General features: G+C 72.5%; 21 protein-coding genes and 1 pseudogene. 6 read left to right on the top strand and 16 right to left on the bottom strand.

Going from position 1 to position 22,866, the window contains the following annotated elements:
• Together Q1N79_RS13545 and Q1N79_RS13540 are read right to left on the bottom strand one after the other, a co-directional pair.
• On the bottom strand, positions 1-371 hold a 371-nt coding region (locus Q1N79_RS13545), incomplete at its 3' end, for a helix-turn-helix domain-containing protein (RefSeq protein ID WP_300608980.1).
• Positions 372-501: 130 nt separating this feature from the next.
• Positions 502-1,650 carry a 5-(carboxyamino)imidazole ribonucleotide synthase gene (locus Q1N79_RS13540; RefSeq protein ID WP_300608984.1) on the bottom strand — a complete coding sequence of 383 codons (1,149 nt, stop codon included), beginning with the start codon at positions 1,648-1,650 and terminating at the stop codon, positions 502-504.
• A 169-nt stretch (positions 1,651-1,819) separates the two neighbouring features.
• On the opposite strand from Q1N79_RS13540, the gene Q1N79_RS13535 reads away from it, so the two are divergent.
• The gene (locus tag Q1N79_RS13535; RefSeq protein ID WP_300608978.1) at positions 1,820-2,434 is read left to right on the top strand and encodes a GtrA family protein; all 615 of its coding nucleotides are present in this window, start codon (positions 1,820-1,822) and stop codon (positions 2,432-2,434) included.
• A 21-nt stretch (positions 2,435-2,455) separates the two neighbouring features.
• Here Q1N79_RS13535 and Q1N79_RS13530 read toward each other — a convergent pair whose 3' ends face one another.
• From Q1N79_RS13530 to Q1N79_RS13510, 5 genes are all read right to left on the bottom strand, one after another.
• Positions 2,456-3,463 carry a HAMP domain-containing sensor histidine kinase gene (locus Q1N79_RS13530; RefSeq protein WP_300608976.1) on the bottom strand — a complete coding sequence of 336 codons (1,008 nt, stop codon included), beginning with the start codon at positions 3,461-3,463 and terminating at the stop codon, positions 2,456-2,458.
• A gap of 18 nt (positions 3,464-3,481) precedes the next feature.
• Positions 3,482-4,156 carry a response regulator transcription factor gene (locus tag Q1N79_RS13525; protein WP_300608974.1) on the bottom strand — a complete coding sequence of 225 codons (675 nt, stop codon included), beginning with the start codon at positions 4,154-4,156 and terminating at the stop codon, positions 3,482-3,484.
• A 110-nt stretch (positions 4,157-4,266) separates the two neighbouring features.
• Positions 4,267-5,184: a hydroxymethylglutaryl-CoA lyase gene (locus tag Q1N79_RS13520; protein ID WP_300608972.1), complete on the bottom strand. Its 918-nt coding sequence runs from the start codon at positions 5,182-5,184 to the stop codon at positions 4,267-4,269.
• A 49-nt stretch (positions 5,185-5,233) separates the two neighbouring features.
• A complete protein-coding gene (locus tag Q1N79_RS13515; protein ID WP_300608970.1) occupies positions 5,234-6,025 on the bottom strand; it encodes an enoyl-CoA hydratase-related protein in 792 nt (263 codons plus the stop codon).
• Positions 6,026-6,034: 9 nt separating this feature from the next.
• Positions 6,035-6,556: a PH domain-containing protein gene (locus tag Q1N79_RS13510; RefSeq protein WP_300608968.1), complete on the bottom strand. Its 522-nt coding sequence runs from the start codon at positions 6,554-6,556 to the stop codon at positions 6,035-6,037.
• A gap of 100 nt (positions 6,557-6,656) precedes the next feature.
• Here Q1N79_RS13510 and Q1N79_RS13505 point away from each other — a divergent pair, with 100 nt between their 5' ends.
• Positions 6,657-6,902: a hypothetical protein gene (locus Q1N79_RS13505; RefSeq protein WP_300608965.1), complete on the top strand. Its 246-nt coding sequence runs from the start codon at positions 6,657-6,659 to the stop codon at positions 6,900-6,902.
• 70 nt (positions 6,903-6,972) lie between these two features.
• Here Q1N79_RS13505 and Q1N79_RS13500 read toward each other — a convergent pair whose 3' ends face one another.
• Genes Q1N79_RS13500 through Q1N79_RS13490 form a run of 3 tightly spaced genes read right to left on the bottom strand, consistent with a single transcriptional unit; the run spans position 6,973 to position 9,985 of the window.
• On the bottom strand, positions 6,973-7,794 hold the full coding sequence (locus Q1N79_RS13500; protein WP_300608963.1) for a biotin--[acetyl-CoA-carboxylase] ligase: 822 nt from the start codon (positions 7,792-7,794) through the stop codon (positions 6,973-6,975).
• A complete protein-coding gene (locus tag Q1N79_RS13495; RefSeq protein ID WP_300608961.1) occupies positions 7,794-8,513 on the bottom strand; it encodes an alanyl-tRNA editing protein in 720 nt (239 codons plus the stop codon). The genes Q1N79_RS13500 and Q1N79_RS13495 overlap by 1 nt, the downstream gene beginning before the upstream one ends.
• Positions 8,510-9,985 (bottom strand): MFS transporter, encoded by a 1,476-nt coding sequence (locus Q1N79_RS13490; protein WP_300608959.1) that lies wholly within the window; start codon positions 9,983-9,985, stop codon positions 8,510-8,512. The genes Q1N79_RS13495 and Q1N79_RS13490 overlap by 4 nt, the downstream gene beginning before the upstream one ends.
• Before the next feature lie 103 nt (positions 9,986-10,088).
• Between Q1N79_RS13490 and Q1N79_RS13485 the strand changes: the two genes are divergently transcribed.
• Complete coding sequence (locus Q1N79_RS13485; RefSeq protein ID WP_300608956.1) at positions 10,089-11,027, top strand: helix-turn-helix transcriptional regulator; 939 nt, start codon at positions 10,089-10,091, stop codon at positions 11,025-11,027.
• 24 nt (positions 11,028-11,051) lie between these two features.
• On the opposite strand, the pseudogene Q1N79_RS13480 reads toward Q1N79_RS13485, so the two are convergent.
• A pseudogene (locus tag Q1N79_RS13480) lies at positions 11,052-11,536 on the bottom strand (adenosine-specific kinase).
• Entirely contained in the window at positions 11,499-12,008 is a 510-nt protein-coding gene (locus tag Q1N79_RS13475) for a helix-turn-helix transcriptional regulator (RefSeq protein ID WP_300608954.1), read from the bottom strand. The pseudogene Q1N79_RS13480 and the gene Q1N79_RS13475 overlap by 38 nt, the downstream one beginning before the upstream one ends.
• Positions 12,009-12,087: 79 nt before the next feature.
• Here Q1N79_RS13475 and Q1N79_RS13470 point away from each other — a divergent pair, with 79 nt between their 5' ends.
• Complete coding sequence (locus Q1N79_RS13470; RefSeq protein ID WP_300608952.1) at positions 12,088-13,371, top strand: MFS transporter; 1,284 nt, start codon at positions 12,088-12,090, stop codon at positions 13,369-13,371.
• Here Q1N79_RS13470 and Q1N79_RS13465 read toward each other — a convergent pair.
• Entirely contained in the window at positions 13,306-15,951 is a 2,646-nt protein-coding gene (locus Q1N79_RS13465) for a phosphoenolpyruvate carboxylase (protein WP_300608982.1), read from the bottom strand. The genes Q1N79_RS13470 and Q1N79_RS13465 overlap by 66 nt on opposite strands.
• A 79-nt stretch (positions 15,952-16,030) precedes the next feature.
• Between Q1N79_RS13465 and Q1N79_RS13460 the strand changes: the two genes are divergently transcribed.
• Positions 16,031-16,813, top strand: a complete 783-nt coding sequence (locus Q1N79_RS13460; RefSeq protein ID WP_300608950.1) for a fructosamine kinase family protein — start codon at positions 16,031-16,033, stop codon at positions 16,811-16,813.
• Between the two features lie 129 nt (positions 16,814-16,942).
• Complete coding sequence (locus Q1N79_RS13455; protein WP_300608948.1) at positions 16,943-19,531, top strand: ATP-dependent Clp protease ATP-binding subunit; 2,589 nt, start codon at positions 16,943-16,945, stop codon at positions 19,529-19,531.
• Between the two features lie 26 nt (positions 19,532-19,557).
• Here the strand turns inward: Q1N79_RS13455 and Q1N79_RS13450 are convergent, their stop codons facing one another.
• The 3 genes from Q1N79_RS13450 to Q1N79_RS13440 form a co-directional block, all read right to left on the bottom strand.
• Entirely contained in the window at positions 19,558-20,502 is a 945-nt protein-coding gene (locus Q1N79_RS13450; protein ID WP_300608946.1) for a hypothetical protein, read from the bottom strand.
• 120 nt (positions 20,503-20,622) lie between these two features.
• Positions 20,623-21,435 (bottom strand): CmcJ/NvfI family oxidoreductase, encoded by an 813-nt coding sequence (locus Q1N79_RS13445; protein WP_300608944.1) that lies wholly within the window; start codon positions 21,433-21,435, stop codon positions 20,623-20,625.
• A 434-nt stretch (positions 21,436-21,869) separates the two neighbouring features.
• Positions 21,870-22,866, bottom strand: a 997-nt coding sequence (locus Q1N79_RS13440) for an ABC transporter ATP-binding protein (protein ID WP_300608942.1), incomplete at its 5' end; no start/stop codon positions are given.

The following is a 22,866-nucleotide window of genomic DNA, read 5'->3' as shown; positions in this document are numbered from 1 at the left end:
CGGGCGCTCGGGGCGGAGGCGGCGGACCGGGTGCTCGGGGCGGAGGGGACGGCCGCGGCGGAGGGGACGGCCGGGGCGGTCGGGGCGGACAGGGCGGCCGCGTCCGGGCGGGTGACCGCCAGCCTGGCGCCCACCGGGGCGTTCGCCTGTCCCTCGTCGTACTCGCGGATCAGCGGCTGGGCGTCGATGCCGATCGCGCTGGCGATCGCGCGGACGTAGCCGCGCACGTAGAGTTCCCCGCCGCAGGCGTCATAGTCATCCTGCTCGATGCTGAGGATAACCGCTTCCCTGATCCTGCTGCGCTCGCTGACCTCATCAAGGGTAAGGCCCGCCCGGTAGCGCGCCTCGGCAAGCGCTTCGCCGACGCTCACGAAGCCTCCTGGAACCTATATGAGTCAGTAAGTGTGTGACACGTTAGTTGGAGAAGTTCGTCCAGTATGTCTAATCGCCGAATTTCGCGATCGCGTTACATCCATGGGCGGCGCTCCGCCCAAGTCGGCACTAGTCGCCGTTTTCTGCTCCCCAGCGGAGGTAACTCGCCGCGCGCCGCGCGCGGTCGCGCGCCGCCGTCACGTCATCCCCTGCCGCGCCGGCGACCGTGACGTGTCCGATTTTCCGGCCGGGGCGCGCCTCTTTACCGTAAAAGTGCACCTTTACCGCGGGGTCCGCCGCCATCACGTGAATGTAACGGTCGTAAATGTCGGAATCTGTTCCACCGAGTAGGTTTGCCATCACGGTAAAGGCGCCCGGCGGGGACGCCGGCGAACAAGAGCCGAGCGGCAGGTCGAGCACCGCGCGCAGGTGCTGCTCGAACTGCGAGGTGCGCGCTCCCTCGATCGTCCAGTGCCCGCTGTTGTGCGGCCGCATCGCCAGCTCGTTGACCAGCAGGCCGTCGGACGTCTCGAACAGCTCGACGGCGAGCAGGCCGACCACGCCGAGCGAGGACGCGATCCCCAGGGCCGCGGCCTGCGCCGATTCCGCCAGCCCGGCGGCAAGCCCGGGCGCGGGCGCGATCACCTCCCGGCAGATGCCGTCCACCTGCACGGTCTGCACGACCGGGTATGCCGCGCCCTGGCCGGACGGGGACCGGGCGACCAGCGCGGCGAGCTCGCGCCGGAACGGCACGAACTCCTCCGCGAGCAGCGCGATCCCGTGTCCCAGCACGTCCGCGGCGTCGGACGCCGACGAGCACACCCACACGCCCTTGCCGTCGTACCCGCCGCTTACCGCCTTGAGCACCACCGGCCAGGTCCCGCCGCAGAACGACACGACGTCCGCCACCGAGGACACCGGCGCGTGCCGCGGGCAGGGCACGCCGAGCCCGGCCAGCCGGTCGCGCATCGCCAGCTTGTCCTGGGTGAACCGCAGCGCGGCCGACCCCGGCCTGACCAGGACGCCCGCCGCCTCCAGGGCGGTCAGGATCTCGCCGGGAACGTGCTCGTGGTCGAACGTGACGACGTCGCACCCGGCGGCGAACGACCCGACGTCGGACAGCGACAGGTGCGACCCGACTGTCACGTCGCGCGTGACGAGCGCCGCGCTGTCCGCAGCCGACCCGGCGAGCACGCGGAACGTGACACCGAGCCCGATCGCCGCCTGCGCCGTCATCCGCGCCAGCTGGCCGCCGCCGACCATGCCGACGACCGGCATCCCCGTGCCCGACTTGCGGGGAATCGGGCCCGCGGGCGAGGACGCTGAAATCACGCGCTGTAGCCTACGCGGAACCGCCTCCATTTGCTGTTCCACGTCGGTTCCGGCACGTCGGGGCATAAGGTCGGCTACCGTGTATGCGCAGCACGAGGAGAGGGGCAACCTGCGCATGGCCCGACCTGTCGCCGGCTTGTACGACCGTGTCCGGCACCTGATACCGGAACTCGCCAAGTTCGGCGTGGTCGGTTGCATCGGCGCTGTCATCGACCTCGGCGGCGCCGCGGTGCTGCACGGCTCCTACCACGTGGGCCCGCTCACGGCGAAGGCGATCTCGATCGGCGCCGCGACCGTCGTCACCTACGTCGGCAGCCGGTTCTGGACGTTCCGGCACCGGGAGAACCAGCCGCTGCTGCGCGAGGGCGTGCTGTTCATCGCGCTCAACGTCGTCGGGCTGATCATCGCGGAGGCGGTGATCGCCTGCACGACGTACGTGCTCGGCTACAAGGACCCGATCGCGTACAACATCGCCAGCCTCGTGGGCACCGGCCTCGGCACCATCTTCAGGTACTTCGCCTACCGCCAGTGGGTGTTCCTGGCTCCCGCCCTGGAGCCTGCCGTGACCGAGCGCGCACCGGTCGCCGCCGCGGCGCCCCACGGGCCGCCTACGGCGCCCCACGGGCCCGCCGACTGGGAGCCGGTGCGGCTGCCGGGCAACACGATGCCGAACGGAACCGTGGCGCCTCCCCTGGTCACCGTCGGCCGCCACCGTAAGCCGCCAGGCTAGACGGCGGCTAGACCGCGCCGGCTACGCGGGGCCGCTCTTGGCGGTCCGGGCGCGGGCACCTGGCGGGTTGCGGGGCAGGAACACGGCGAACACGGGGGGCTTGCGGCGTGCCAGCACGATCCGGCCGCCGTCGGCGGCGGCCATCGTCCTGGCCAGGGCGAGCCCGAGCCCGGTGCCCTCCGGCCGCCCGCTGACGCTGCGCTCGAAGATGCGCGATACCAGATCGGCGGGGACCCCGTCGCCCTCGTCTTCGACCTCGATCACCACGGAGCTCACCGACTGCGACCGCCTTATCGTCACGGTGCCCTTGCCGTGCATCAGCGCGTTGTCGAGCAAGGTCGCGATCACCTGGGCCAGCCCGCCCGGGGTCACGTACGCCTGCAGCCGGGACTCCCCGATGAGCACCATCTTCCGGCCTGCCCGGCGGAACGCGGGGGTCCACTCGGTGATCTGCTGCAGCACGATCCTGTCGACGCTGATGAGGGCCGCGGACCCGGCGCCCACCCGGCGCGCCGGGCTGAGCAGCTGGCTGACCACGTCGGCCAGACGCTCGGCCTGCGCGAGGGCCGCGGTGCCCTCCTCCCGCACGACCTGCGGGTCATCGGCCGACGCGATCATCTCCTCAAGCCGCATGGACAGCGCGGTCAGCGGCGTGCGCAGCTGGTGCGAGGCGTCGATGGCCAGCTCGCGGTCGGCGGTCAGCAGGTGGGTGACCCGGCGGGCAGCGCTGTCCAGGCCGTCGGCCACCTGGTCGAGCTCGGTCACGCCGTAGCGGCGGCCGACCGGCCGCGGGTCGCCGGTGCCGAGCCGGCCGGCCGCCTCCGCCAGTTCCTCCACCGGCCGCGCCGCCCGGCGTGCCACTATCCCGGCCAGCACCACGGCCAGGCAGCAGGCCACCGCGAGCAGCGGCAGGCCGAGCGCCAGCATGACAGCGTCGTGGATCGCCGCGGCGACCAGGAGCGGCACGCCGACCACGAGCGCCGCCAGCGCCCCGACCACCGCCGCGGAAAGCCACAGCCGCACGCGCATTACCGTTCCCCGCTGGGCTCAGTCGCCGCGCTCAAAGCGGAACCCGACACCGCGGACGGTCGTGATGTACCTCGGGTTGTGCGCGTCGTCCCCCAGCTTGCGGCGCAGCCACGAGATGTGCATGTCGAGCGTCTTTGTCGACGTCCACCACTTGGCGTCCCACACCTCGCGCATGATCTGCTCGCGGGTGACGACCTTCCCCGCATCGCGCAGCAGGATCCACAGCAGGTCGAACTCCTTGGTGGTGAGGTCGAGCTCGATGTCGCCGTGCCAGGCGCGGCGCGCGTCCGCGTCGATCCGGACTCCGCGCACCGTCCCCGGGCTCTCCGCGCTGCCCCGGCGCAGCAGCGCGCGGACCCGGGCGAGCAGCTCCGCGAGCCGGAAGGGCTTGGTCACGTAGTCGTCGGCGCCGGCGTCGAGGCCGACGACGGTGTCCACCTCATCGGCCCGGGCGGTGAGGATGAGCACCGGCACCGTGTGGCCTTCGGCCCGGACGCGGCGGCACACCTCAAGGCCGTCCAGTTCGGGCAGCCCTATGTCGAGCAGGATGAGGTCGATCCCGTCGGAGAGCGCGCGGCCGAGCGTGGCCGGCCCGTCCTCGGTGATTTCCACCTGGTAGCCCTCGCGGCGAAGCGCTCGGGACAACGGCTCGGAGATCGAGGTGTCGTCCTCGGCGAGCAGCACACGGGTCATGACTAAATAGTAAAGCCACGGTAAAAAGCGCGTAGCAGGGACGCCCGGGTGCGGTCCGCCGGGCGCCGCGATGGCTGCTCCACCGGGCGCCGCGATGGCTTCCGCGCCGGTTAGACCGGGATGATCCTGGTGCGCGGTCCGGCGCGGAGCACCTGCGAGGGCAGCGTGTGCCCGACCGCGCGCTCGGCCTCGGCCGCCGCCTCGAGCAGCGCGTCCAGCGAGACGCCGGTGTCGATGCCCATGTCCTCGGCCATGTAGACGAGTTCTTCGGTCGCGATGTTGCCTGTCGCGCCCGGGGCGTACGGGCAGCCGCCGAGGCCGCCCACCGAGGCGTCGAAGTCCGCCACGCCGAGCTCGAGGGCGGCGAGCACGTTGGCCAGGCCGGTGCCCCGCGTGTTGTGGAAGTGCAGGTTCAGCGGGATCCCAGCGTTCGCGTCGCGGAACGCGCCGACGAGTTTGCGCACCCGGGTGGGCGTCGCCATCCCTGTCGTGTCGCCGAACGACACCGAGTCCGCCCCGTCGAGCACCGCCTTCGACGCCACGGAGACCACGCGCCCGACCGGGACGTCTCCTTCGTAGGGGCAGCCCCACGCGGTCGAGACGATCACCTGGACGCTCGCGCCCCTGACATGTGCCATGTCGAGAATCGCGGCGATCTCGTCAAGCGACTCGCCGGTCGTGCGGTTCACGTTCTTCAGGTTGTGCGTCTCTGAGGCCGAGACGACGACCTCGAGCTCGGTCACCCCGGCGTCAAGCGCGCGGACCGCGCCGCGGAGGTTCGGCACCAGGCCCGAGTAGCGCACGCGCGGCGAGCGGTTGATCCGCGCCCACACCTCGTCCGCGTCGGCCATCTGCGGGATCGCCGAGGGACGGACGAACGAGACCGCCTCGATCCGCCCCACCCCGGTCAGCGACAGCGTGTCCACGAGCGACACCTTGGCATCGGTGGGGATGGGATCCTCGTTCTGCAGCCCGTCCCGGGGCCCGACCTCGCGCAGCGAGATCCTCGACGGCAGCTCCCAGCTCACAATCCCAGGCTAACTCGTGGCGCCGGCCACTTGCCGCATGGGCCGCCGGTCACTCTCCCGGCCATTGCGGCGCGCGCTTGTCCGCGAACGCCGCGATCCCCTCCCGCCGGTCGCCGGACAGCGCCGCGGTCCGCCACGCCGCGTCCTCGATGTCGAGCGCGGATTCCAGCGTGACGCCCCAGCCGTTGCGCAGCGCCCGTTTCGCGGCCCGGACCGCGACCGGGGAGTTGGCCGCGATCGCCGACGCCACCTCCAAGGCCGCGGCACGTGCCTGGCCTGCGGGGACGCGGCGGGCAACGAGACCGGACCGTTCGGCTTCGTCGATCGAGATGCGGCGGCCGGTCAGGATGAGGTCGGCGGCCAGCCCGGCACCTAGCCTGCGCAGCGCGAGCTGCGTTCCGCCGCCGCCTGGCACGAGCCCGACGGTCACCTCGGGCAGCCCGAACACGGCCGTCTCATCAGCCACGATAATGTCGCAGCTCATCGCGAATTCGCAGCCGCCCCCTAGGGCGTATCCGTGAACGGCGGCCACGGCGGGCTGCGGAAGCCCGAGCACCGCGCCGAATGCCGCGCGGAACACCCCGCGCTGCCGCAGGATCTGGGCGTCGGTCATCGCGTTGCGCTCCTTGAGGTCCGCGCCCGCGCAGAACGCCTTCGTCCCGGCCGCGCCGAGCACGACGGCGCGCACGCTCCTGTCGGCGCCGATGTCCGCGCAGGCGGCGGCGATCGACTCCGCCATCGCCGTGTTCAGCGCGTTCATCGCCGCCGGGCGATCGAGCACGATCTCCGCAACGTACCCGTCGTGACGGCGCACGGTGATGCCGTCCAAAGCCTGCCTCACGGCCGTAGGCTAGTCCATCACGTCCCTGTCCTCCCGGCCGACCCGCAGCCGCTCGTCCTCGACGAGCTGGAACAGCGTGGCCTGCACGTGCTCCACGTGCGGGATCTCGGTCAGCGTGATCTCGCCATGCTCGCCTGCCGACTCCACGATCAGCGTGCCGCAGCCGAGCAACCGGTCAAGCGGCCCCTTGCGGAATGAGACGTCGGTGATCCTCGACAGCGGGATGTCCCGGCCGTGGCGCGCGATGATCCCGTCCCGCAGCCGCATGCGGCGCGTGGTCAGCTCGTAGACGGTGGTACGCCACCGCAGCAGCGGACCCATCAGCCACCACATGAGCAGCACGATCGCCGCCACGGCCACCGCCAGCCGCTCGATCCCCGCGTCCTTGCCTGCCGGGATCAGCACCTCCCCCACGAGGAGCGCGGCGACCACGACAAACGCGAGCGCGATCGGCCGCACCAGCGTCTTCCAGTGCGGATGCAAGATCTCGACGCACTGCTCGCCCGCCGCGAAAGAGCGGTCATATCCCATACCGGACATGGTAGGGCTCTTTCACGGTAGCCCCAGGCACACGGCGCTTCGATACGCCGGGGTTGGCCCGATCTATTTGCTGCTGCCAGCTGGGCGCACGATGCGGGAGGCTCGACCGCCCTACCCGCTTGTCGTGCACTACTCGCGGAACCTGACGTCGCGGGACATCCATCCAGTGCGGCAGCCGCCACAGACGCGGCTCGCTCGTTCGCTGGTAGACGCGGCCACCTGGATGGCGACCGATCGCGGCGCGCAGGCCGTGCTTGCCGCCGGAGTTCAGCAGCGCCTGGTACGTGTCACCGATCTCATGGCCGAGGCGCTACGCGAGGGCGGCTGTCACTGCTAAGCGATTGATTTGTTCCGGTTTTCTGTCGGCCTGACAGCAGCAACCAGGAACAAACCGGACGGGGAGCCGGCTACCGCAGGTGCACCACATCGCCCGCGGAGACCGGCGTCGGGGACGTGCCGCCAGGCTCGGCGACCAGCAGGCGGCCGTCGGCGTCGACGTCTTCCGCGACGCCGGACACCGTCCGGCCGCCCGGCAGCTCTGCCCGCACGCGGCGGCCGAGCGTGCCGCACACGGCCAGGTACGCGGCCCGCAGGCCGCTGCGATCCGGGTCCGGGTCGGCGCCGAACGCCAGGTACCAGCGTTCCAGCTGGCGCAGCACCTCGACGAGCAGCACGTCCCTGGCGACGTCCGCGCCCTCGGCGAGCAGCGATGTCGCGCGAACGCCGGCAGGGGAGGCCGGGAGCGCCTCCGCCGGCGTGGCGACGTTCACGCCGATCCCGACGACGACCGCGTCCCCGGACTGCTCGGCCAGGATGCCGGCCAGCTTCCTTTCGCCCACCAGGACGTCGTTGGGCCACTTCAGCGTCGCCGGCACCGAGGCCGCGGCGCGCACGGCGGTCGCGACCGCGACCCCGGCAAGCAGCGGCAGCCAGCCTCGCTTGGCGGCGGGAACCGAGGCCGGGCGAAGCAGCACGGAGAACGTCAGCGCGGCGCCTGGGTCGCTGACCCAGGACCGGCCCATCCGGCCGCGCCCGGCAGTCTGCTCCTCCGCGACAAGCACCTGCCCTGAGCGGCCGCCGCGCGCCAGCAGGTCGGTGTTCGTCGATCCGGTCGTGGCGACGACCTCGATGGACTTCCACAGGCCGCCGGCGCCGGCGCCGCCGGCGCCGGCCAGCGCGCCGCGCAGCACTTCCTGGCGGAGCGGAGCCCGCATCGGTGCGGCCGCCATCAGTCGCCGATGGCGATGCGCAGCCGGCGGAAGCCCTTGCCCTTGTTCTCCACCTTGACCACGCAAATCCGGCCGACCTGGGCGGTGGAGGCCACGTGGGTCCCGCCGTCGGCCTGCTGGTCCAGGCCGACGATGTCCACGATCCGCACGTCCTTGACGTCCTCGGGCACCAGGTTCGTCGCGGTGCGGATGATGTCGGGGAGCCGGAACGCCTCCGCGCGGGGCAGTTCGCGCACCACGATGCGCCGGTCAAGACGCACCTCCGCGTTGCACGCGTCCTCGACCGCCTCCTTGAAGCCCGGCGGCACCGTCTGCAGGTCGAAGTCCATCCTCGCGGTCATCGGTTCCATGTTCCCGCCGGTCACCAGCGCGCCGAAGTCACGGAACACCACCCCGCACAGCACGTGCAGCCCCGAATGGGTGCGCATCAGCGCGGTGCGCCGCGCATCCTCGACCGCGCCGCGCACCGCCGTGCCGACGGGCGGCAGCGGGTCGCCGTCCGCCGGCAGCAGGTAGAGCTCGTCGCCCTTGCGCGCGTCCAGGATCCGGGTCTGCACGCCGCCCCACAGCAGCACGCCGTGGTCCGGCGGCTGCCCGCCGCCGCCCGGGTAGAACGCGGACCGGTCGAGCACGATCCCGTCCGGGCCGGACTCCACCACGGCCGCGTCCCACTCGCGCAGCGTCTGGTCGTCAAGTTCAAGCCGATGCGTCCTGCTCACGCAGGCAGCCTACTGCTCCGCACGTGCGCCACGGCGAGCCCGATGCCAAGCACGGCCAGTCCGGCGAGCGCGGCCGACGTCGCCAGGTACGCGTGCGCCGACGCGAGGGTGAAGGCGGCCGACGCGTGCGCGGGCAGCCGGCCGGCCAGGTTGAGGTACAGCGTGCCGAACGTCGCGATCCCCGTGACGATCCCCAGCTGGTTCACGGTCACGACAAGGCCGCTTGCGTCCGCCGCGATCGCGACAGGAACCCGGGACAGCACGCGGGTCATCAGCGGCCCGAAGGCCGACGCCATCCCCGCCCCGGCCACCGCCGCCACGACGTAGGCCCAGCCGCCGCCGGTCGCGCCCGAGCGCATCAGCAGGCCGAGCCCGAGCAGCCCGGCACCGTTCGCGACGAAGCCGCAGACGATCAGGACCGGGTGGTACCTGGCGGGCAGCCGCTGCCAGTTGAGGCTGACCAGCGCGAAGGCCACCGCGGACGGCGCGAACGTCAGCCCGGCGCGCAGCGCGGACTCGCCGAGCCCGTCCTGCATCTGCAGGGCGAACCCGAACAGCCAGCCGCCGAACACGACCATGACCGCGAACAGCCCGGCGATCCCCGTGGCCACGCCGGGCAGCCCGAGCAGTGCCCGCGGCAGGATCGGCTGCCCGCCGCGGGCCGCCACCCGCCGCTCCACGACGGCGAGCGCGCCCAAGCCGGCGACGGACGCGGCCAGCAGCGCCCAGCCCCAGGCCGGCCAGCCGAGCGGCTGACCGAGCACGAGCGGCAGCACGAACGCCAGCACGGCGGGCGCCAGCGTGAGCAGCCCTGGCAGGTCAAGAGTGCGGGAGCGCGTCCCGTCGAAGCGGCCCGCGGGCAGCAGCCTGCCGCAGGCCAGCACGGCAGCGCCCACGGGGACGTTGACGAGGAAAATCGGCCGCCAGGTGCTGCCGGCGATGTCGGCGCTGATCAGCAGGCCGCCCACCACCTGGCCGAGCACCGCGCCGCCGGACAGCACGGTCGCGTACAGGCTCATCGCCCGCGCCCGCGGGCCCGGAGCTGCGTAGGTCCGCTGGATCAGGCTGAGCACCTGCGGGATCATCGCGGCGGCGCCGGCGCCCTGGATGAAGCGCAGGCCGACGAGGACACCGGCGGTCGGCGCGAGACCGCAGCCGAGCGAGGACAGCGTGAAAAGGGACACCCCGGCCAGGAACATCCTGCGGTAGCCGAGGATGTCGCCGAGCCGCGCGCCGGTGATCAGCAGCACGGCGTACGCGATCGTGTATCCGGCCACGATGAGCTGCAGCCCCGCCCCGGACGCGTGCAGCCCCGCGTGCATCGATGGCACCGCGACGTTGACGATCGTCGCGTCGAGCACGGCCATCAGCTGGCCGGTCAGCACGATCGCGAGCACCGTGCCGGGCCGCGGGCCGCGGGCGGCCGCGCGCTGGCCGGCGCGCGGCGCGAGGACTTGGGTGAGATCGGTCATGGCAGAAAGTCTGCGCGATGCTTTATCCTGGTACCAGGAGCCTGCTTATCCTGGTAGTAGTACCACCTGGCACGGCCGGCTGTCTTGGCAGAGGATGGCGGATGTGAACACCCCGAACGGGAACGGCAGTCACGCGGTCAGCAGCGCGCGGCGCACCGAGCTCGCCGCGTTCCTGCGCACCCGCCGGGAGCGCATCGGCCCGGAGGATGTCGGTCTGCCCGCCGGCACCCGCCGCCGCACGAGCGGGCTGCGCCGCGAGGAGCTCGCCCAGCTAGCCGGGGTCGGCGTCACCTGGTACACCTGGCTGGAGCAGGGCCGGCCGATCAACGCGAGCGTCCAGGTGCTCGACGCGGTCTCCAGGACGCTGCGGCTTGACGCCACCGAGCGCGAGCACCTGTTCCGGCTCGCCGACCTCCCCGGCGCGGCAGGCGTGCCCGGCTGCGACGACTGCCCGCTGCCGCCCGAGGTACAGCAGATCCTCGACGCGCTCCCGCTCCCCGCCAGCGTGGTGACCGAGCGGTTCGACCTGCTCGCCTGGAACCGCGTGTACGCCGCGCTGTTCCCCCGGGTGACCTCCGCCCCGCCCGATGAGCGGAACACCCTGCTGTCCATGCTCACCGGCCCGCCCTGCTGCTGCCCCGTGGACGACCAGCAGGCGCACTGCGACGCCATGATCGCGCAGCTGCGCGCCGCCTACGGCAGGCACGTCGGCGATCCTGCCTGGACGCACTTCATCCGGCGCCTCGAGGCGCAGAGCCCGGTGTTCGCCACGGCGTGGGCGGCGCACGACGTCGCCAAGCCGGGCAGCGTGGTGAAGGTCTTCCGCCACCCGGGCGTGGGCGAGATCACCGCCGCGTCGACCAGCTTCGCCGTGCAGGCGGTGCCGGGCGCCCGGATGGCGGTCTACACCCCCGTCGACGAGCCGAGCAGGAAGGCCCTCGCCCGGCTGGCCGCCGGGGAAGAGGCGGACGCCCGGTTCGCCTGCTGGCCCATTCATCATCCCGAACGGGCCGTGGCGCCTGTCGCAGCCGGCCGGATCTGACGGCGGAGCCGGACCCCCGGCCGGTCAGAGTTTGTAGCCGATGGCGCGCAGCAGCTGGTGGCGCTCGGCTTCGTCGGACTCGGTCTCGATCCCGGCCGGCGGTGACCCGTCAATCACGCCGACCACCCCGCGCCCCCGGTCGGTGACCGCGACCAGGACGTCCACGTCGTTGGCGGTCGCGCAGTAGACGGCGCACACCTCGGGCACGGCCTTGACCTGGTTAGCACGTTGATCGGGAAGCCGTCGCGAAGCATCACGATGAACGCGTGGCCGGCGCCGACCGCCAGGGCGTTCCTTGCGGCCAGTTCGGTCAGCTCCGGGTCATTGCCCGACCGGCGGACCAGCCTGGCCGCCGACGCCTCGCAAAAGCCCACGCCGAAGCGCAGGTGCGGGCTCGCCCCGGCGAGGGTCTCGTGCAGGTCCTCGACGGTCTTGATGAAGTGGGCCTGCCCGATGATCACGTTCACACCGTCAGGCCTGTCGATCGTGACGGCCTCGATAGACACCATCGTCAGCCACCTCCGCGGCAGGATGAGTAGCGATCAGCACGAGCGCATCGAGGATGCGCCACCAGTCCGCCTCGGCCAGGTCCTTGCCCATGGCCTGCGCGAGCGTCGCCAGGGCGGCCACGAGGCGCGCGGAGAGCTCGCCCGCATCGACACCGAGCGCCATGGCGATCGTCGTGACCGTTCGCCGGAACCTGGCGGTGCGGGCGAGCCGGACCAGCGCGGCGGGCACTTGCGGCGACGAGGATTCCCGCGACGGCCCGGCCTGGTCGTCCGGCACGAGCGTGATCGCCAGGCGCATGCCGAGGGCCGCGGCGAGCCTCGTCAGCGCGGTGATCGTCGGGTTTCCCCTGCCGTTCTCGAGGTTGGCGATATACGGCACCGACAGGCCCGCGTCGGTCGCGACGGAGGCCACGGTCCGGCCCGCGGCGCTCCGCCGCGCCCGCAGCTGACGGCCGATCTCCGCCTCTCCCATGCCGCTCCTATCTTGACAGAACACAAAATCTAAGAGCTATTCTGATAGAAAACTCCTCCTCCAACGGCGGGCGGCGGCCATGTTCCAGGCGCTCAGGACACGGGACTTCCGGTTGCTGTGGGGCGGCGGCCTCATCAGCTCCTTCGGCTCGTGGCTGCTGATTCTCGCCATCCCCGCTCACGTCTTCCAGGTCACCGGCTCGCTGCGCGATACCGGGCTCACTCTCGCCGCGGAGTACCTGCCGGGGCTGGTGCTCGGGCCGGTCGCCGGCGTCTTTACCGACCGGTGGGACAGGCGCCGCCTGATGATCGGTACCAGCCTGCTGCGCGCCGTCGCCGTCGCGGCAATGCTGGCCGGCCTGTCTCCCGGACGTTACTGGGTACTCTATGCCGCTCTTGTCGCCGAGAACGCCGGCGGTGTTCTCTACCAGCCGGCCGCGCTGGCGCGCACGCCGTCGATCGTCGGTACAGGGACCGTGCTCAGCAGCGCCAACTCCCTCAACGCGCTCGCGGGCGGCACCATGCAGCTCATCGGCGGCCCGCTCGGCGGGATCCTGCTGGCCTACTGCGGCGTCAGCTGGCTGATCTGCGCCGACGCGCTCAGCTACCTGGCGTGCGCTGCCGCCAACGCCATGACCTCGCGGGCCGGCGGTGAACGCGCTGGCCGCCCCGCCTCGCTCGCTGACGTGGCCGGCGACCTTGCCGAGGGGGTACGCGCGCTGCGGCGCGAGCCGACCGTCAGGGCGCTGCTTCCCGTCACGGTCATCTTCCTGGCGGCCAACGCATCGCTGAGCGCCGTGCTCATCCCTTTCGGCGTCCAGCGGCTGGGAGGCACCGAGCACACCGGCTTCCTGCTGTCCTGCCTGGGCGCCGGCGTCCTGCTCAGCGCCCCTGCGCTGCGCGCGCTCCTGGACCGTGCCCAGGTCCGGATCCTGCTCACCGCGACCCTGACGGCAACCGGCGTGGCCTACTTCCTGCTGTTCACCTCGTCGTCGCTGCCCCGGGCGCTGCCGGCGGCAGTAGCCATCGGGATGTTCGGCACGATGTCCGCGGTGGTGCCCCAGACCGCCGTGCAGCGGGCGGTCCCCGGCGCGGTACTCGGCCGGGTTAGCGCCGCGTTCGTCACCGGCGAGGCGGCCGCCACGCTGGCCGGCGCCGTCGCCGGGCCCTTCCTCGCCCAGGCGGCCCGGCTTCCCGGAATAGCCGCCGTCGCCAGCCTCGTCACGCTGGGCGCCGCGGCACTGGCGTTCCGCACCGTGCGGCCTGCCGCACCCGCCGCCGGCCGGGCCGCGGCCCGGTCAGCCGGTGTTCTGCAGGCCGGCGGCCACGCCGCTGACCGTGAGCAGGAGCAGCCGCTCCAGTGACTCGCGCTCGGCGGGCGCGCTGTCCGCGCGCAGCGCGGACAGCGCGCGCAGCTGCAGGTAGGACAGGGCGTCCACGTAGGGGTCGCGCAGCACGATGGCGCGGGACAGGACCGCCCGGTCGGCGAGCAGCCGGTCGTGCTCGGTGACGGCCAGCACGAGGCGCCTGGTCAGGTCGTATTCGGCGAGCACCCGGGCGGTCAGGTCCGGGCGGGCGCCGAGGGCCAGGTAACGCGCGGCGATCGCCCGGTCGGTCTTGGCCAGGCTCATCTCGGCGTTGTCGAGCAGCGTGGCCAGCAGCGGCCACTCCCGGTACGCGCGGCGCAGTTCGGCGACCCCGGCGGCGGACTCGGCGGCCGCCAGGCCGCTGCCCAGGCCGTACCAGCCGGGCAGGTTGAACCTGGTCTGCGCCCAGGCGAACACCCACGGGATCGCGCGCAGGTCCTCGAGGCCGAGCGGGCCGCCGCCGTGCCCGCGCCGGGCGGGGCGCGAGCCGATGCGCAGCCCGGCGATCTCCTCAAGGGGGCTGACCCGCGCGAACCAGCCGGCGAACCCGTCGGTCTCGGCGAGCGCGCGGAACGCCGCGCGTGCCCCGTCGTCGATCGCGGTGGCCAGCGCGCGGAACGCGGCCGCCGCCCTGCCGTTGCGCGCGGCCACCGACGGCGAGGACGCGAGCAGCACCGCGGAGGTGACCTGCTCCAGGTGGCGCAGCCCGATCGCGGGCGTGCCGTACCGCGCGAAGATCACCTCGCCCTGCTCGGTGACCTTGAACCGGCCGTCCACCGACCCGGGCGCCTGCGCGAGCACGGCCCGCCCCGCCGGGCCGCCGCCACGGCCGAGCGCCCCGCCCCGGCCGTGGAACAGCGTCAGCTTCACCCCGTGCCCCGCCGCCCACGACGCCAGCTCCGCCTGCGCGTCGAACAGCCGCAGGGTGGCCGAGGCGGGCCCCAGTTCCTTCGCCGAGTCCGAGTACCCGAGCATCACCTCAAGCTGCCGCCCGTTCGCCTCGAGCCGGGCGGCGACCGGCGGCAGCGACAGCATCGACGTCAGCACGGCGGGCGCCCGCGCCAGGTCGTCGCCGCTCTCGAACAGCGGCACGACGTCGAGCGCCGGCCCGTCCCCGTCGGGGAACGCGTGTGCCGCCAGCTCGTACACCGCCGCGATGTCGGCGGCCGAGGTGGTGAACGAGACGATGTACCGGCGGCAGGCGGCCACGCCGAACCGGCGCTGGATCCACGCGATCACCCGGATCGTGTCGAGCACCTCGGCAGTCATGGCAGACGGCTCGGCAAGCGGCTGGCCGGGTGACGATCGGCCCCACCCGCGCAGCTCGTCGAGCGCCCGGGCGTGCACCTGCGAATGCTGCCTGACCTCAAGGCCGGCCAGGTGGAAGCCGAACGTCTCGGCCTGCCAGATCAGGTGCTGAAGTTCCCCGTATGCCTGCCTGACCGCCCCGGCCGCCGCGAGCGACGACTGGACCAGGCGCAGGTCGGCGAGGAACTCCGCGGGCCCGGCGTAGGCCAGGTCCGCGTCGCGGGCGCGGGTGGCCAGCAGCCGTTCGGCGGCGAAGAGGAGATAGGCACGGTAGGGCTCGATCGGCGAGCGGGCGCGGATGTCAGCGAGCAGGTCCGGGTGCGCGGCCGAGGCCGCGGCCAGCGCCCGGCGCAGTTCGGCCGACGGCGGCGCGGCGCCCTCGTTCACGGTCAGCGCCCGCCCGATCCGGGTGCAGGCCGCCTCGAGCGCGCGCAGCGCGTGGTCGGCCTGGATCACCGCGGCCTCCCTGGTGACCGCCGAGGTGACCGTCGGATTGCCGTCCCTGTCGGCGCCGACCCAGCTGCCGAACCGCAGGAACGCCGGCACAGGCGAGGGCGCCCGCCCGCTGTCCGGGCCGAGCAGCACCTGGTCCAGCGCCCGGTACAGCACGGGCACGAGCCGGAACAGCGTCTCGTCGAACGCGGTCATCACCGTGCGGACCTCGTCGGCCGGCGTCATCCCGGCCACCCGCAGCTGCGCGGTCCGCCACAGCAGGTCGACCTCCTCGCGCAGCTGCCGCCGCGTCTCTTTTTCCTGCGCCGCGCCCGCCCGGCTGTCGTCGACGGCGGCGAGCAGGCCGCTGACCCGGCGCAGCGACGCGACCACGGCGCGGCGGCGCGCCTCGGTGGGGTGGGCGGTGAACACGGGGTACACGCGCAGCCCGGCCAGCAGCTCGTCCACATGCCCGCGGCCCTGTTCTGCGGTGATCCTGGCGACAGCGTCGGCGAGCGACTCCCTGGGCGCGAGGTCACCGGAGTCGCGCTCGCGGAGCGTGCGCACGCGCTGCTGCTCTTCGGCCAGGTTGACCAGGTGGAAGTACACCGTGAACGCGCGGGCGACCTGCTCGGCCCGCGCCTGGGACCAGGAGGCGACCAGGGCGGCGATGGCGTCCCCGGCCGCGCTGGCCGCCGCGGAGGCGCGGTCAGGGACGCGGCGGGCCTCGATCACCGCGTGCCGCAGCCGCTCCACGTCCGCGAGCAGGCCGGGCCCGTCAGACTCGCTGATCACCTCGCCGAGCATCTCGCCGAGCAGCCGGACATCGCGCCGCATCAGCTCGGGCAGCTCAGCCGAGTCACGCTGCCTGTCGACGCTCGCGGTGCTCACGAAAGCGAGCGTAACCCGCGCAGGCATGGAGCCCGCACAGCCCCCGGATCCCCGGAGCAGGTGCGGCGTCAAGCCGCAGCCGGGGGGTTCCGGGGGGTCGTCCCCCCGGGCCAGCGAGGCCAACGGGCTGCGCTGGCTGGCGCAGGCGGCCGCGGTTCCCGTCCCCGAAGTCCTCGGCGTGGACGAGAGCCTGCTGGTCATCGAGCTGCTGCCGGCCGGGCGCCCGACCCGGGAGGCGGCGGCCGAGTTCGGCGCCGCCCTCGCCCGGCTGCACGCGGCGGGCGCGCCGTCCTTCGGCGCGCCGTGGCCCGGCTTCATCGCGAGCCTCCCGCTGGGCAACGCCCCTGGGCGAGAATGGGCGGGCTGGTACGCGGAGCAACGGCTCGTTCCGTACCTGCGGAAGGCGCGTGACTGCGGTGCGCTGTCCGGAGCCGACGTGCACCTGGTGGAGGCCGTGGCGGCGCGGATCGGGGAGCTGGCCGGCCCGCCCGAGCCGCCCAGCCGGATCCACGGCGACCTGTGGTCGGGGAACATCCTGTGGTCCGGCGGGCGCGCGTGGCTGATCGACCCCGCCGCGCATGGCGGGCACCGGGAGACCGACCTGGCGATGCTCGCGCTGTTCGGCGCCCCGTACCTGGATGAGATCCTGCGCGCGTACACGCGGGCGGCGCCGCTGGCCGACGGCTGGCGGGACCGGGTCCCGCTGCACCAGCTGCACCCGCTGCTCGTGCACGCGTGCCTGTTCGGCGCGTCCTACGCGAGCCAGGTGCGCGCCGCCGCCCGTGCCGCGCTCGCGGCCGGGTCCTGACCGGGGCGCCCGGGCCTGACCGGCAGTTTCGGCTCGTGAACGGCCGGGTACGGCCGGTGTGCCGGGCGCTTGTCCCGCGGGGGCGCAGGCGGGGGCCCTGGCATCACCGGCACTGGTCAGGGGGCGATCATGACGTACGACCCGTTCGGGTCGGGCGACTTCGGCGCGAGTCCGTTCGACGAATTCCTCGCACGTTACTTCGGAGCCACGCCGCAGCGGCCGGCGCAGCGCGTCGAGATAGGGCGGCTGATGACCGAGCAGGCCCGCCAGCTCGTCCGCGACGCGGCGACCCAGGCGGCCGCGTGGGGGGACGCCGACCTGGACACCGACCACCTGCTGTGGGCCGCCACCCGGCAGGAGCCGTTGCGGCGGCTGCTCGCGGCGGCGGGAGCCGACCCTGACGCTATCGCGCGGGAGATCGACTCCCACGCCGGCCGCGGCCAGCCGCGGGAGGAGATGCCCAACCTCACGCCGTCGGCGAAGCGCGCGCTGCTCGACGCCCGGCAGGTGTCCAGGGCGTTCGGCACCTCCTACATTGGCCCGGAGCACATGCTGCTGGCGCTCGCGGTCAACCCCGAGTCGGCCGCGGGACGGCTGCTGCGGGACGCGCGGGTCACCGCCGAGTCGCTCGGGGACGCGATCGCCGGCGGCGGGGGCGCGCAGGGCGGCGGCCGCCCGGGCGGCAGGTCGCCGTCGGACACGCCGACGATCGACCAGTTCGGCACCGACCTGACCGCCATGGCCCGCGAGGGGCGGGTCGACCCGGTGGTGGGCCGGGAGCAGGAGATCGAGCAGACGGTCGAGGTGCTGTCGCGGCGCACGAAGAACAACCCGGTGCTCATCGGCGATCCCGGCGTCGGCAAGACCGCGATCGTGGAGGGCATCGCCCAGCGCATCGTCGACGGGGACGTGCCGGACACGCTGCGCGACAAGCGCCTGATCCAGCTCGACCTCGCGGGGATGGTGGCAGGCACCCGGTACCGTGGCGACTTCGAGGAGCGGCTGAAGAAGGTCATCGACGAGATCCGCGCGCACGGCGAGAGCCTGATCGCCTTCATCGACGAGCTGCACACCGTCGTCGGCGCCGGCGGCGCGGAGGGCGCGATCAGCGCGGGGAACATGCTCAAGCCCGCGCTGTCGCGCGGCGAGCTGCACATCATCGGCGCCACCACGATCGACGAGTACCGCAAGAACATCGAGAAGGACGCCGCGCTTGAACGGCGCTTCCAGCCGATCCTGGTGCCTGAGCCCTCGGTGACCGAGACGATCGAGATCCTGCGCGGCCTGCGCGACCGTTACGAGGCCCACCACCAGGTCCGCTTCACCGACGAGGCGCTTGTCGCGGCGGCGGACCTGTCCGACCGCTACATCACCGACCGGTTCCTGCCGGACAAGGCGATCGACCTCGTCGACCAGGCGGGCGCCCGGGTCCGGCTGCGCACGAAGACGCCGGCCCGGGACCGGCGCGAGCGGGAAGAGCGGCTGGAGCGGCTGCAACGCGAGAAGGACGAGGCGGTCGCCGTGGAGGACTACGGGCGGGCCGGCGCGCTGCGGGACGAGATCGCCGAGCTGACGCAGGCCGGCGACAGCGCCGGCGGCGGCGAGAAGACGGTGCCCGAGGTCACCCCCGCCGACATCGCCGGCGTGGTGTCGCGAGCCACCGGAATCCCGGTCGCGCAGCTCACCGCGGAGGAGAAGGAACGGCTGCTGCGACTGGAAGAGCAGCTGCACCACAGGGTGGTCGGCCAGGACGAGGCGGTGTCCGTGGTGGCCGAGGCCGTCCGGCGGTCGCGCGCCGGGCTGGGCGACCCGAACCGGCCCATCGGCAGCTTCCTGTTTCTCGGCCCGACCGGCGTCGGCAAGACCGAGCTCGCCAGGGCGCTCGCCGAGGCGCTGTTCGGCAGCCAGGACCGGATGATCCGGATCGACATGAGCGAGTTCCAGGAGCGGCACACGGTGAGCAGGCTGGTGGGCGCCCCGCCCGGCTACGTGGGCTACGAGGAGGCCGGCCAGCTGACCGAGGCGGTGCGCCGCACGCCATACGCCGTGCTGCTGCTCGACGAGATCGAGAAGGCGCATCCGGACGTGTTCAACATTCTGCTGCAGGTGCTCGACGACGGCCGCCTCACCGACGGGCAGGGCCGCACGGTCGACTTCAAGAACACGGTCCTCATCATGACCAGCAACCTCGGCTCTGACGTGATCGGCAGGCGGGCGCTCGGCTTCGGCGGGGGCGGCGGCGGTCGCGCGGGCGGGGGGCCCGGGGCGCCCGGGGCGCCTGCGGCGCGCGCTGCCGAGGAGGAGTCGCTGCGGGACCGGCTCATGGGCCGGCTGCGCGAGGCCTTCCGGCCGGAGTTCCTCAACCGCGTCGACGAGATCATCGTCTTCAGGCAGCTCGACGAGACGCAGCTGCGGCAGATCACGAGCCTGCTCCTCGAAGAGACGACGCGGCGGCTGCACGCGCAGGCCATCACCGTGGACTACACCGAGGACGCGGTCGACTGGCTGGCACGGCGCGGCTTCCAGCCCGAATTCGGCGCCCGGCCGCTGCGCCGGACTATCCAGCGCGAGGTGGACAACCGGCTGTCGGAGATGCTGCTCGACGGCCGGCTCCGGCCCGGGCAGCACGTCACGGTGGCGCGGGACGGCGACGCGCTCGACTTCCGCGTGAGCGACCACGCGCCGGGCGAGCCCGTGCCCGCCGGCCAGGCCGGCTAGCGCCGGCTATCGTCGGCTGGCATCGGCTAAGACGGGGTCCTGTTCGCGTCGATCTGGTCGAAGTCGCCGACGCCGTTATAGCTGCCGCCGCCTCCCGACCACTGCCACATCAGGGCATACTTCGACGCGCTCGTCTGCCCGCCGAAGAAGTTCGCGCAGGTGGACGTGCCCGCCAGGCACCAGCCGGCGGGGTGGTGGGCCAGGCTGGCGGTGAAGGACTCATAGGTCCACTCATACGTGTTGGATATCAGCGACGTGGTGCCTGTCCCGAAGATCTCGGCCCAGATGTCGGGGGCCGAGTACACGCCCGCCTTGTAGTGGGAGTGGCTGGTCAGGTAGGCGGCGAAGCCGTTGAGCACGGCCCGGTCCAGCGTGGCCGGGACGTAAGACGTCCTGACGATGCCGCTGCACGCCGAGGTGTACACGGTGTTCCATCCGTTGTCGGGGGCCGGGGTGTAGCTGGGAGCGTTGCCGGGGATCTCGATGTCCATGAACACGACCGGGTAGGTCACGTGCACGTGCGAGATGTCGTACAGGGTCCGCGCCGCCTGCTGCTCGCCCCAGGCGTATGCCTCGCTCTGCGTCCCGTTGTAGTGCGGGTCGACCCCTGGCCCGCCCATGAACCAGTAGACGCCGGTGCCGATGCCCAGGTGGCGGGCGTAGTTGGCGTTGGCCTGGCTGCTATTGACCGCGGACCAGACGACGATCTTGTGGCACCCGGCGAGGTTCGCCCAGTTGCCGGTCATCCCGATGTATCCGCCGTAGTCGCCGCCGATGACCGGTACCTGGTAGGGCGCGGACCCGGAGATCGCGACCGTGGTGCTGTCAGTCCCGTACCAGAAGCCGGCCGGGGAGTCACCGGCCACGGCTGCGGCGCGCGCTGACGTGCCGGTTGCCGCCAGCGCCTGGCCGGCCAGCGGCGATGCCGCCCCGATCGCCCCGATCGCCGTCAGCACCGCGGCAACCAGCATGACCAAGCCGGTGCGGCGCGCCCTTCGTGTGCCTTGCGCGATCCATCTCACCCGACCATCCTGCCTCCTGCCGGCCCCATCCGGATACGGTCCGAGGTCGGCGGCGTGGGGGACCTCGGTCTATTCGTCGTAGAACGCGAACATCCGGATTTCGATGCTGGCGCGCGGGGCCGCGCTGGACGGGCAGGTCCGGTCTTCGAAGGCGCTGTGCGGCACCTGCTCGGCGCGGGCCGGATCGGAATCGAAGCCGCGGAACACGTACGCCTCATCCCGCCTCATGTCCGAGCAGTAGAACCAGCGGTGCTCCGCGCTGTGCAGGTAGGCGATGTTCTCCCAGGTCATCACCTCACCGCTGGAGATCTGCAACGTGATCGAACACTGCTGCTTGTCCTGCGGCGCGACCGACCGGGTGTCGCACAACGCCAGCGGCACGTCCTGGGGCGGCGCGGAGAACGCCCGCCAGACGTTGAAGATCGAGTACCGGTGCCGCAGCCGGGCTTCGGCCTCCTGCGCAGGCAGCGTCCGGCGCAGCATCTGCTCGGCAGCCGGAACGTTGTAGTCCGCGTGTACGAAGTCCCCGGTCATCGTCGCGCCGGCGGGCCGCTCGGCGGCCCGGCTGGACAGCCGCACCACGGGGGAGTTGAGCATCGCGGTCGCGCCGCATCCGGTCACGGCGCGCAGCAGCTCGCCGACCTCGGGGACGTAGGCCAGCGCGACCTCGGCACGGTCGTAGAAATTCCTGACCCGCGTCGGGGCGTCGACGACGGTGAAGCCCTCGCGGTCGAGGGAGAACTCATCCGCCCGGCCGCGTATGTCCTCGATCCGCACGGGCCTGCCGCGCAGCGGCAGGTTCGTGAAGTCCGGCCGCGCGTCGTCGGGGGGCCGAGCGGGCGGATCGTAGTAGGCAATGGTGGCGTGCAGCTGCCCGGACATGCGTGCCACTCCCTTCGATCGCGTCGCCTGTCTCCTGACAGGGTCCCCGATCACGCGCGCCACCGCAACGCGGCGATTGCCGCCAGGGCTGCCTTCGCGGCAGGCGCCCGGATGAACGTGACATTCAGCCGCCTATATCCGGCTCGATGCAACATTCATCCGCTGTGGACCGGGATATGGCCTCGACAGGAAACCGCTGAACTATATGGCCGGAGCCAGTATGCGAGGTTTCGCGTGATTTGTCGCAATCTGCACTTGAGACTTCCGAGGCCGGGGCCAAGAACGCGAAGACTTTATGTAGTACTAGCTGCTAAATCTCTTCACGATAAAAAAAGTCTTCGCGATAACTGGTACTAGCAGGGCGCGGCTGCGGCGCTAGCACCACTGTCTCCCGCGTTCCATCCCGCGCCTTCCGGTTCGCCGTCGCGGGCTGCCTATTCCGGAACGCCGACCCCGGGAATCACAGCCTCGGCGGCCAGCGGGTGCCCGATCGCCGCACCGCTTGCGGGGTCGAAGAAGTGCAGCCGCCGGGTGTCCACCGCGAGCTCGAGCGGCTGCCCCGGACGCACAGAAGACCGCGCGGACACCCGCGCCGTCCACAGCGACTTGCCCCCGGCGAGCGCCGCGACCGTCTCGCCCTCGTCCTCGTGGCCGGCCGCCGCGCTGGTGATCGACGCGTGCTCGATGGGCGGCGCGTCGATGGCGAAGATCACGTGGATCTCGCTGCCGAGCTCCTCGGTGACCCCGACCGTGACCGGCATGCGGGCCCACGAGGCGTCACCCAGGGACCCGTCCTCGAAGTCGGACGGCCGGATGCCGAGGATGACCTTGCGGCCGAGGTAGTCGGCCAGGCCCGGCCTGGCGTCGAGCACGGACGCGGGCACCGGCAGCCGGCAGCCGGCGAAGGTCGCCGCCGGGCCGTCGTCGCGGACGAGGCCGGCAAGCGCGAAGTTCATCGCAGGCGATCCGATGAAGCCGGCCACGAACAGGTTCACCGGCGAGTCGAACAGCGTCTGCGGGGTGTCGGCCTGCTGCAGCTTGCCGTCCCGCAGCACGCACACCCGGTTGCCGAGGGTCATCGCCTCGACCTGATCGTGCGTCACGTACACGGTCGTGGTCCCGAGCCGCTCATGGAGCTGGTTCAGCGCCGCCCGCATCGACACGCGCAGCTTGGCGTCGAGGTTCGACAGCGGCTCATCCATCAGGAACGCCTGCGGCTCGCGGACGATCGCGCGGCCCATCGCGACCCGCTGCCGCTGGCCGCCGGACAGCGCGGCCGGCTTGCGGGACAGGTACGGCTCGAGACCGAGCATCTTGGCCGCGTCGCCGACCCGCCGCCTGATCTCCGCCCGCGGCGTCTTGCGCAGCTTCAGGCCGAACGCCAGGTTCTCCTCCACGGTCATGTGCGGGTACAGCGCGTAGTTCTGGAAC

This window comes from Trebonia sp., from assembly GCF_030042015.1.
In the GTDB taxonomy this organism is placed as follows: Bacteria; Actinomycetota; Actinomycetes; order Streptosporangiales; family Streptosporangiaceae; genus Trebonia.
This window is presented reverse-complemented; position numbering and strand designations above follow the sequence as displayed.

Coding starts and splice junctions, on each gene's coding strand:
- Q1N79_RS13500 (WP_300608963.1), bottom strand. CDS start 7,794: ATGGCGGCCGCACCGATGCGGGCTCCGCTCCGCCAGGAAGTGCTGCGC.
- Q1N79_RS13450 (WP_300608946.1), bottom strand. CDS start 20,502: ATGCTGGTTGCCGCGGTGCTGACGGCGATCGGGGCGATCGGGGCGGCA.
- Q1N79_RS13455 (WP_300608948.1), top strand. CDS start 16,943: ATGACGTACGACCCGTTCGGGTCGGGCGACTTCGGCGCGAGTCCGTTC.
- Q1N79_RS13535 (WP_300608978.1), top strand. CDS start 1,820: ATGGCCCGACCTGTCGCCGGCTTGTACGACCGTGTCCGGCACCTGATA.
- Q1N79_RS13475 (WP_300608954.1), bottom strand. CDS start 12,008: ATGGGAGAGGCGGAGATCGGCCGTCAGCTGCGGGCGCGGCGGAGCGCC.
- Q1N79_RS13490 (WP_300608959.1), bottom strand. CDS start 9,985: ATGACCGATCTCACCCAAGTCCTCGCGCCGCGCGCCGGCCAGCGCGCG.
- Q1N79_RS13470 (WP_300608952.1), top strand. CDS start 12,088: ATGTTCCAGGCGCTCAGGACACGGGACTTCCGGTTGCTGTGGGGCGGC.
- Q1N79_RS13465 (WP_300608982.1), bottom strand. CDS start 15,951: ATGCGGCGCGATGTCCGGCTGCTCGGCGAGATGCTCGGCGAGGTGATC.
- Q1N79_RS13530 (WP_300608976.1), bottom strand. CDS start 3,463: ATGCGCGTGCGGCTGTGGCTTTCCGCGGCGGTGGTCGGGGCGCTGGCG.
- Q1N79_RS13540 (WP_300608984.1), bottom strand. CDS start 1,650: ATGCCGGTCGTCGGCATGGTCGGCGGCGGCCAGCTGGCGCGGATGACG.
- Q1N79_RS13445 (WP_300608944.1), bottom strand. CDS start 21,435: ATGTCCGGGCAGCTGCACGCCACCATTGCCTACTACGATCCGCCCGCT.
- Q1N79_RS13525 (WP_300608974.1), bottom strand. CDS start 4,156: ATGACCCGTGTGCTGCTCGCCGAGGACGACACCTCGATCTCCGAGCCG.
- Q1N79_RS13460 (WP_300608950.1), top strand. CDS start 16,031: ATGGAGCCCGCACAGCCCCCGGATCCCCGGAGCAGGTGCGGCGTCAAG.
- Q1N79_RS13505 (WP_300608965.1), top strand. CDS start 6,657: ATGCGGGAGGCTCGACCGCCCTACCCGCTTGTCGTGCACTACTCGCGG.
- Q1N79_RS13510 (WP_300608968.1), bottom strand. CDS start 6,556: ATGGGATATGACCGCTCTTTCGCGGCGGGCGAGCAGTGCGTCGAGATC.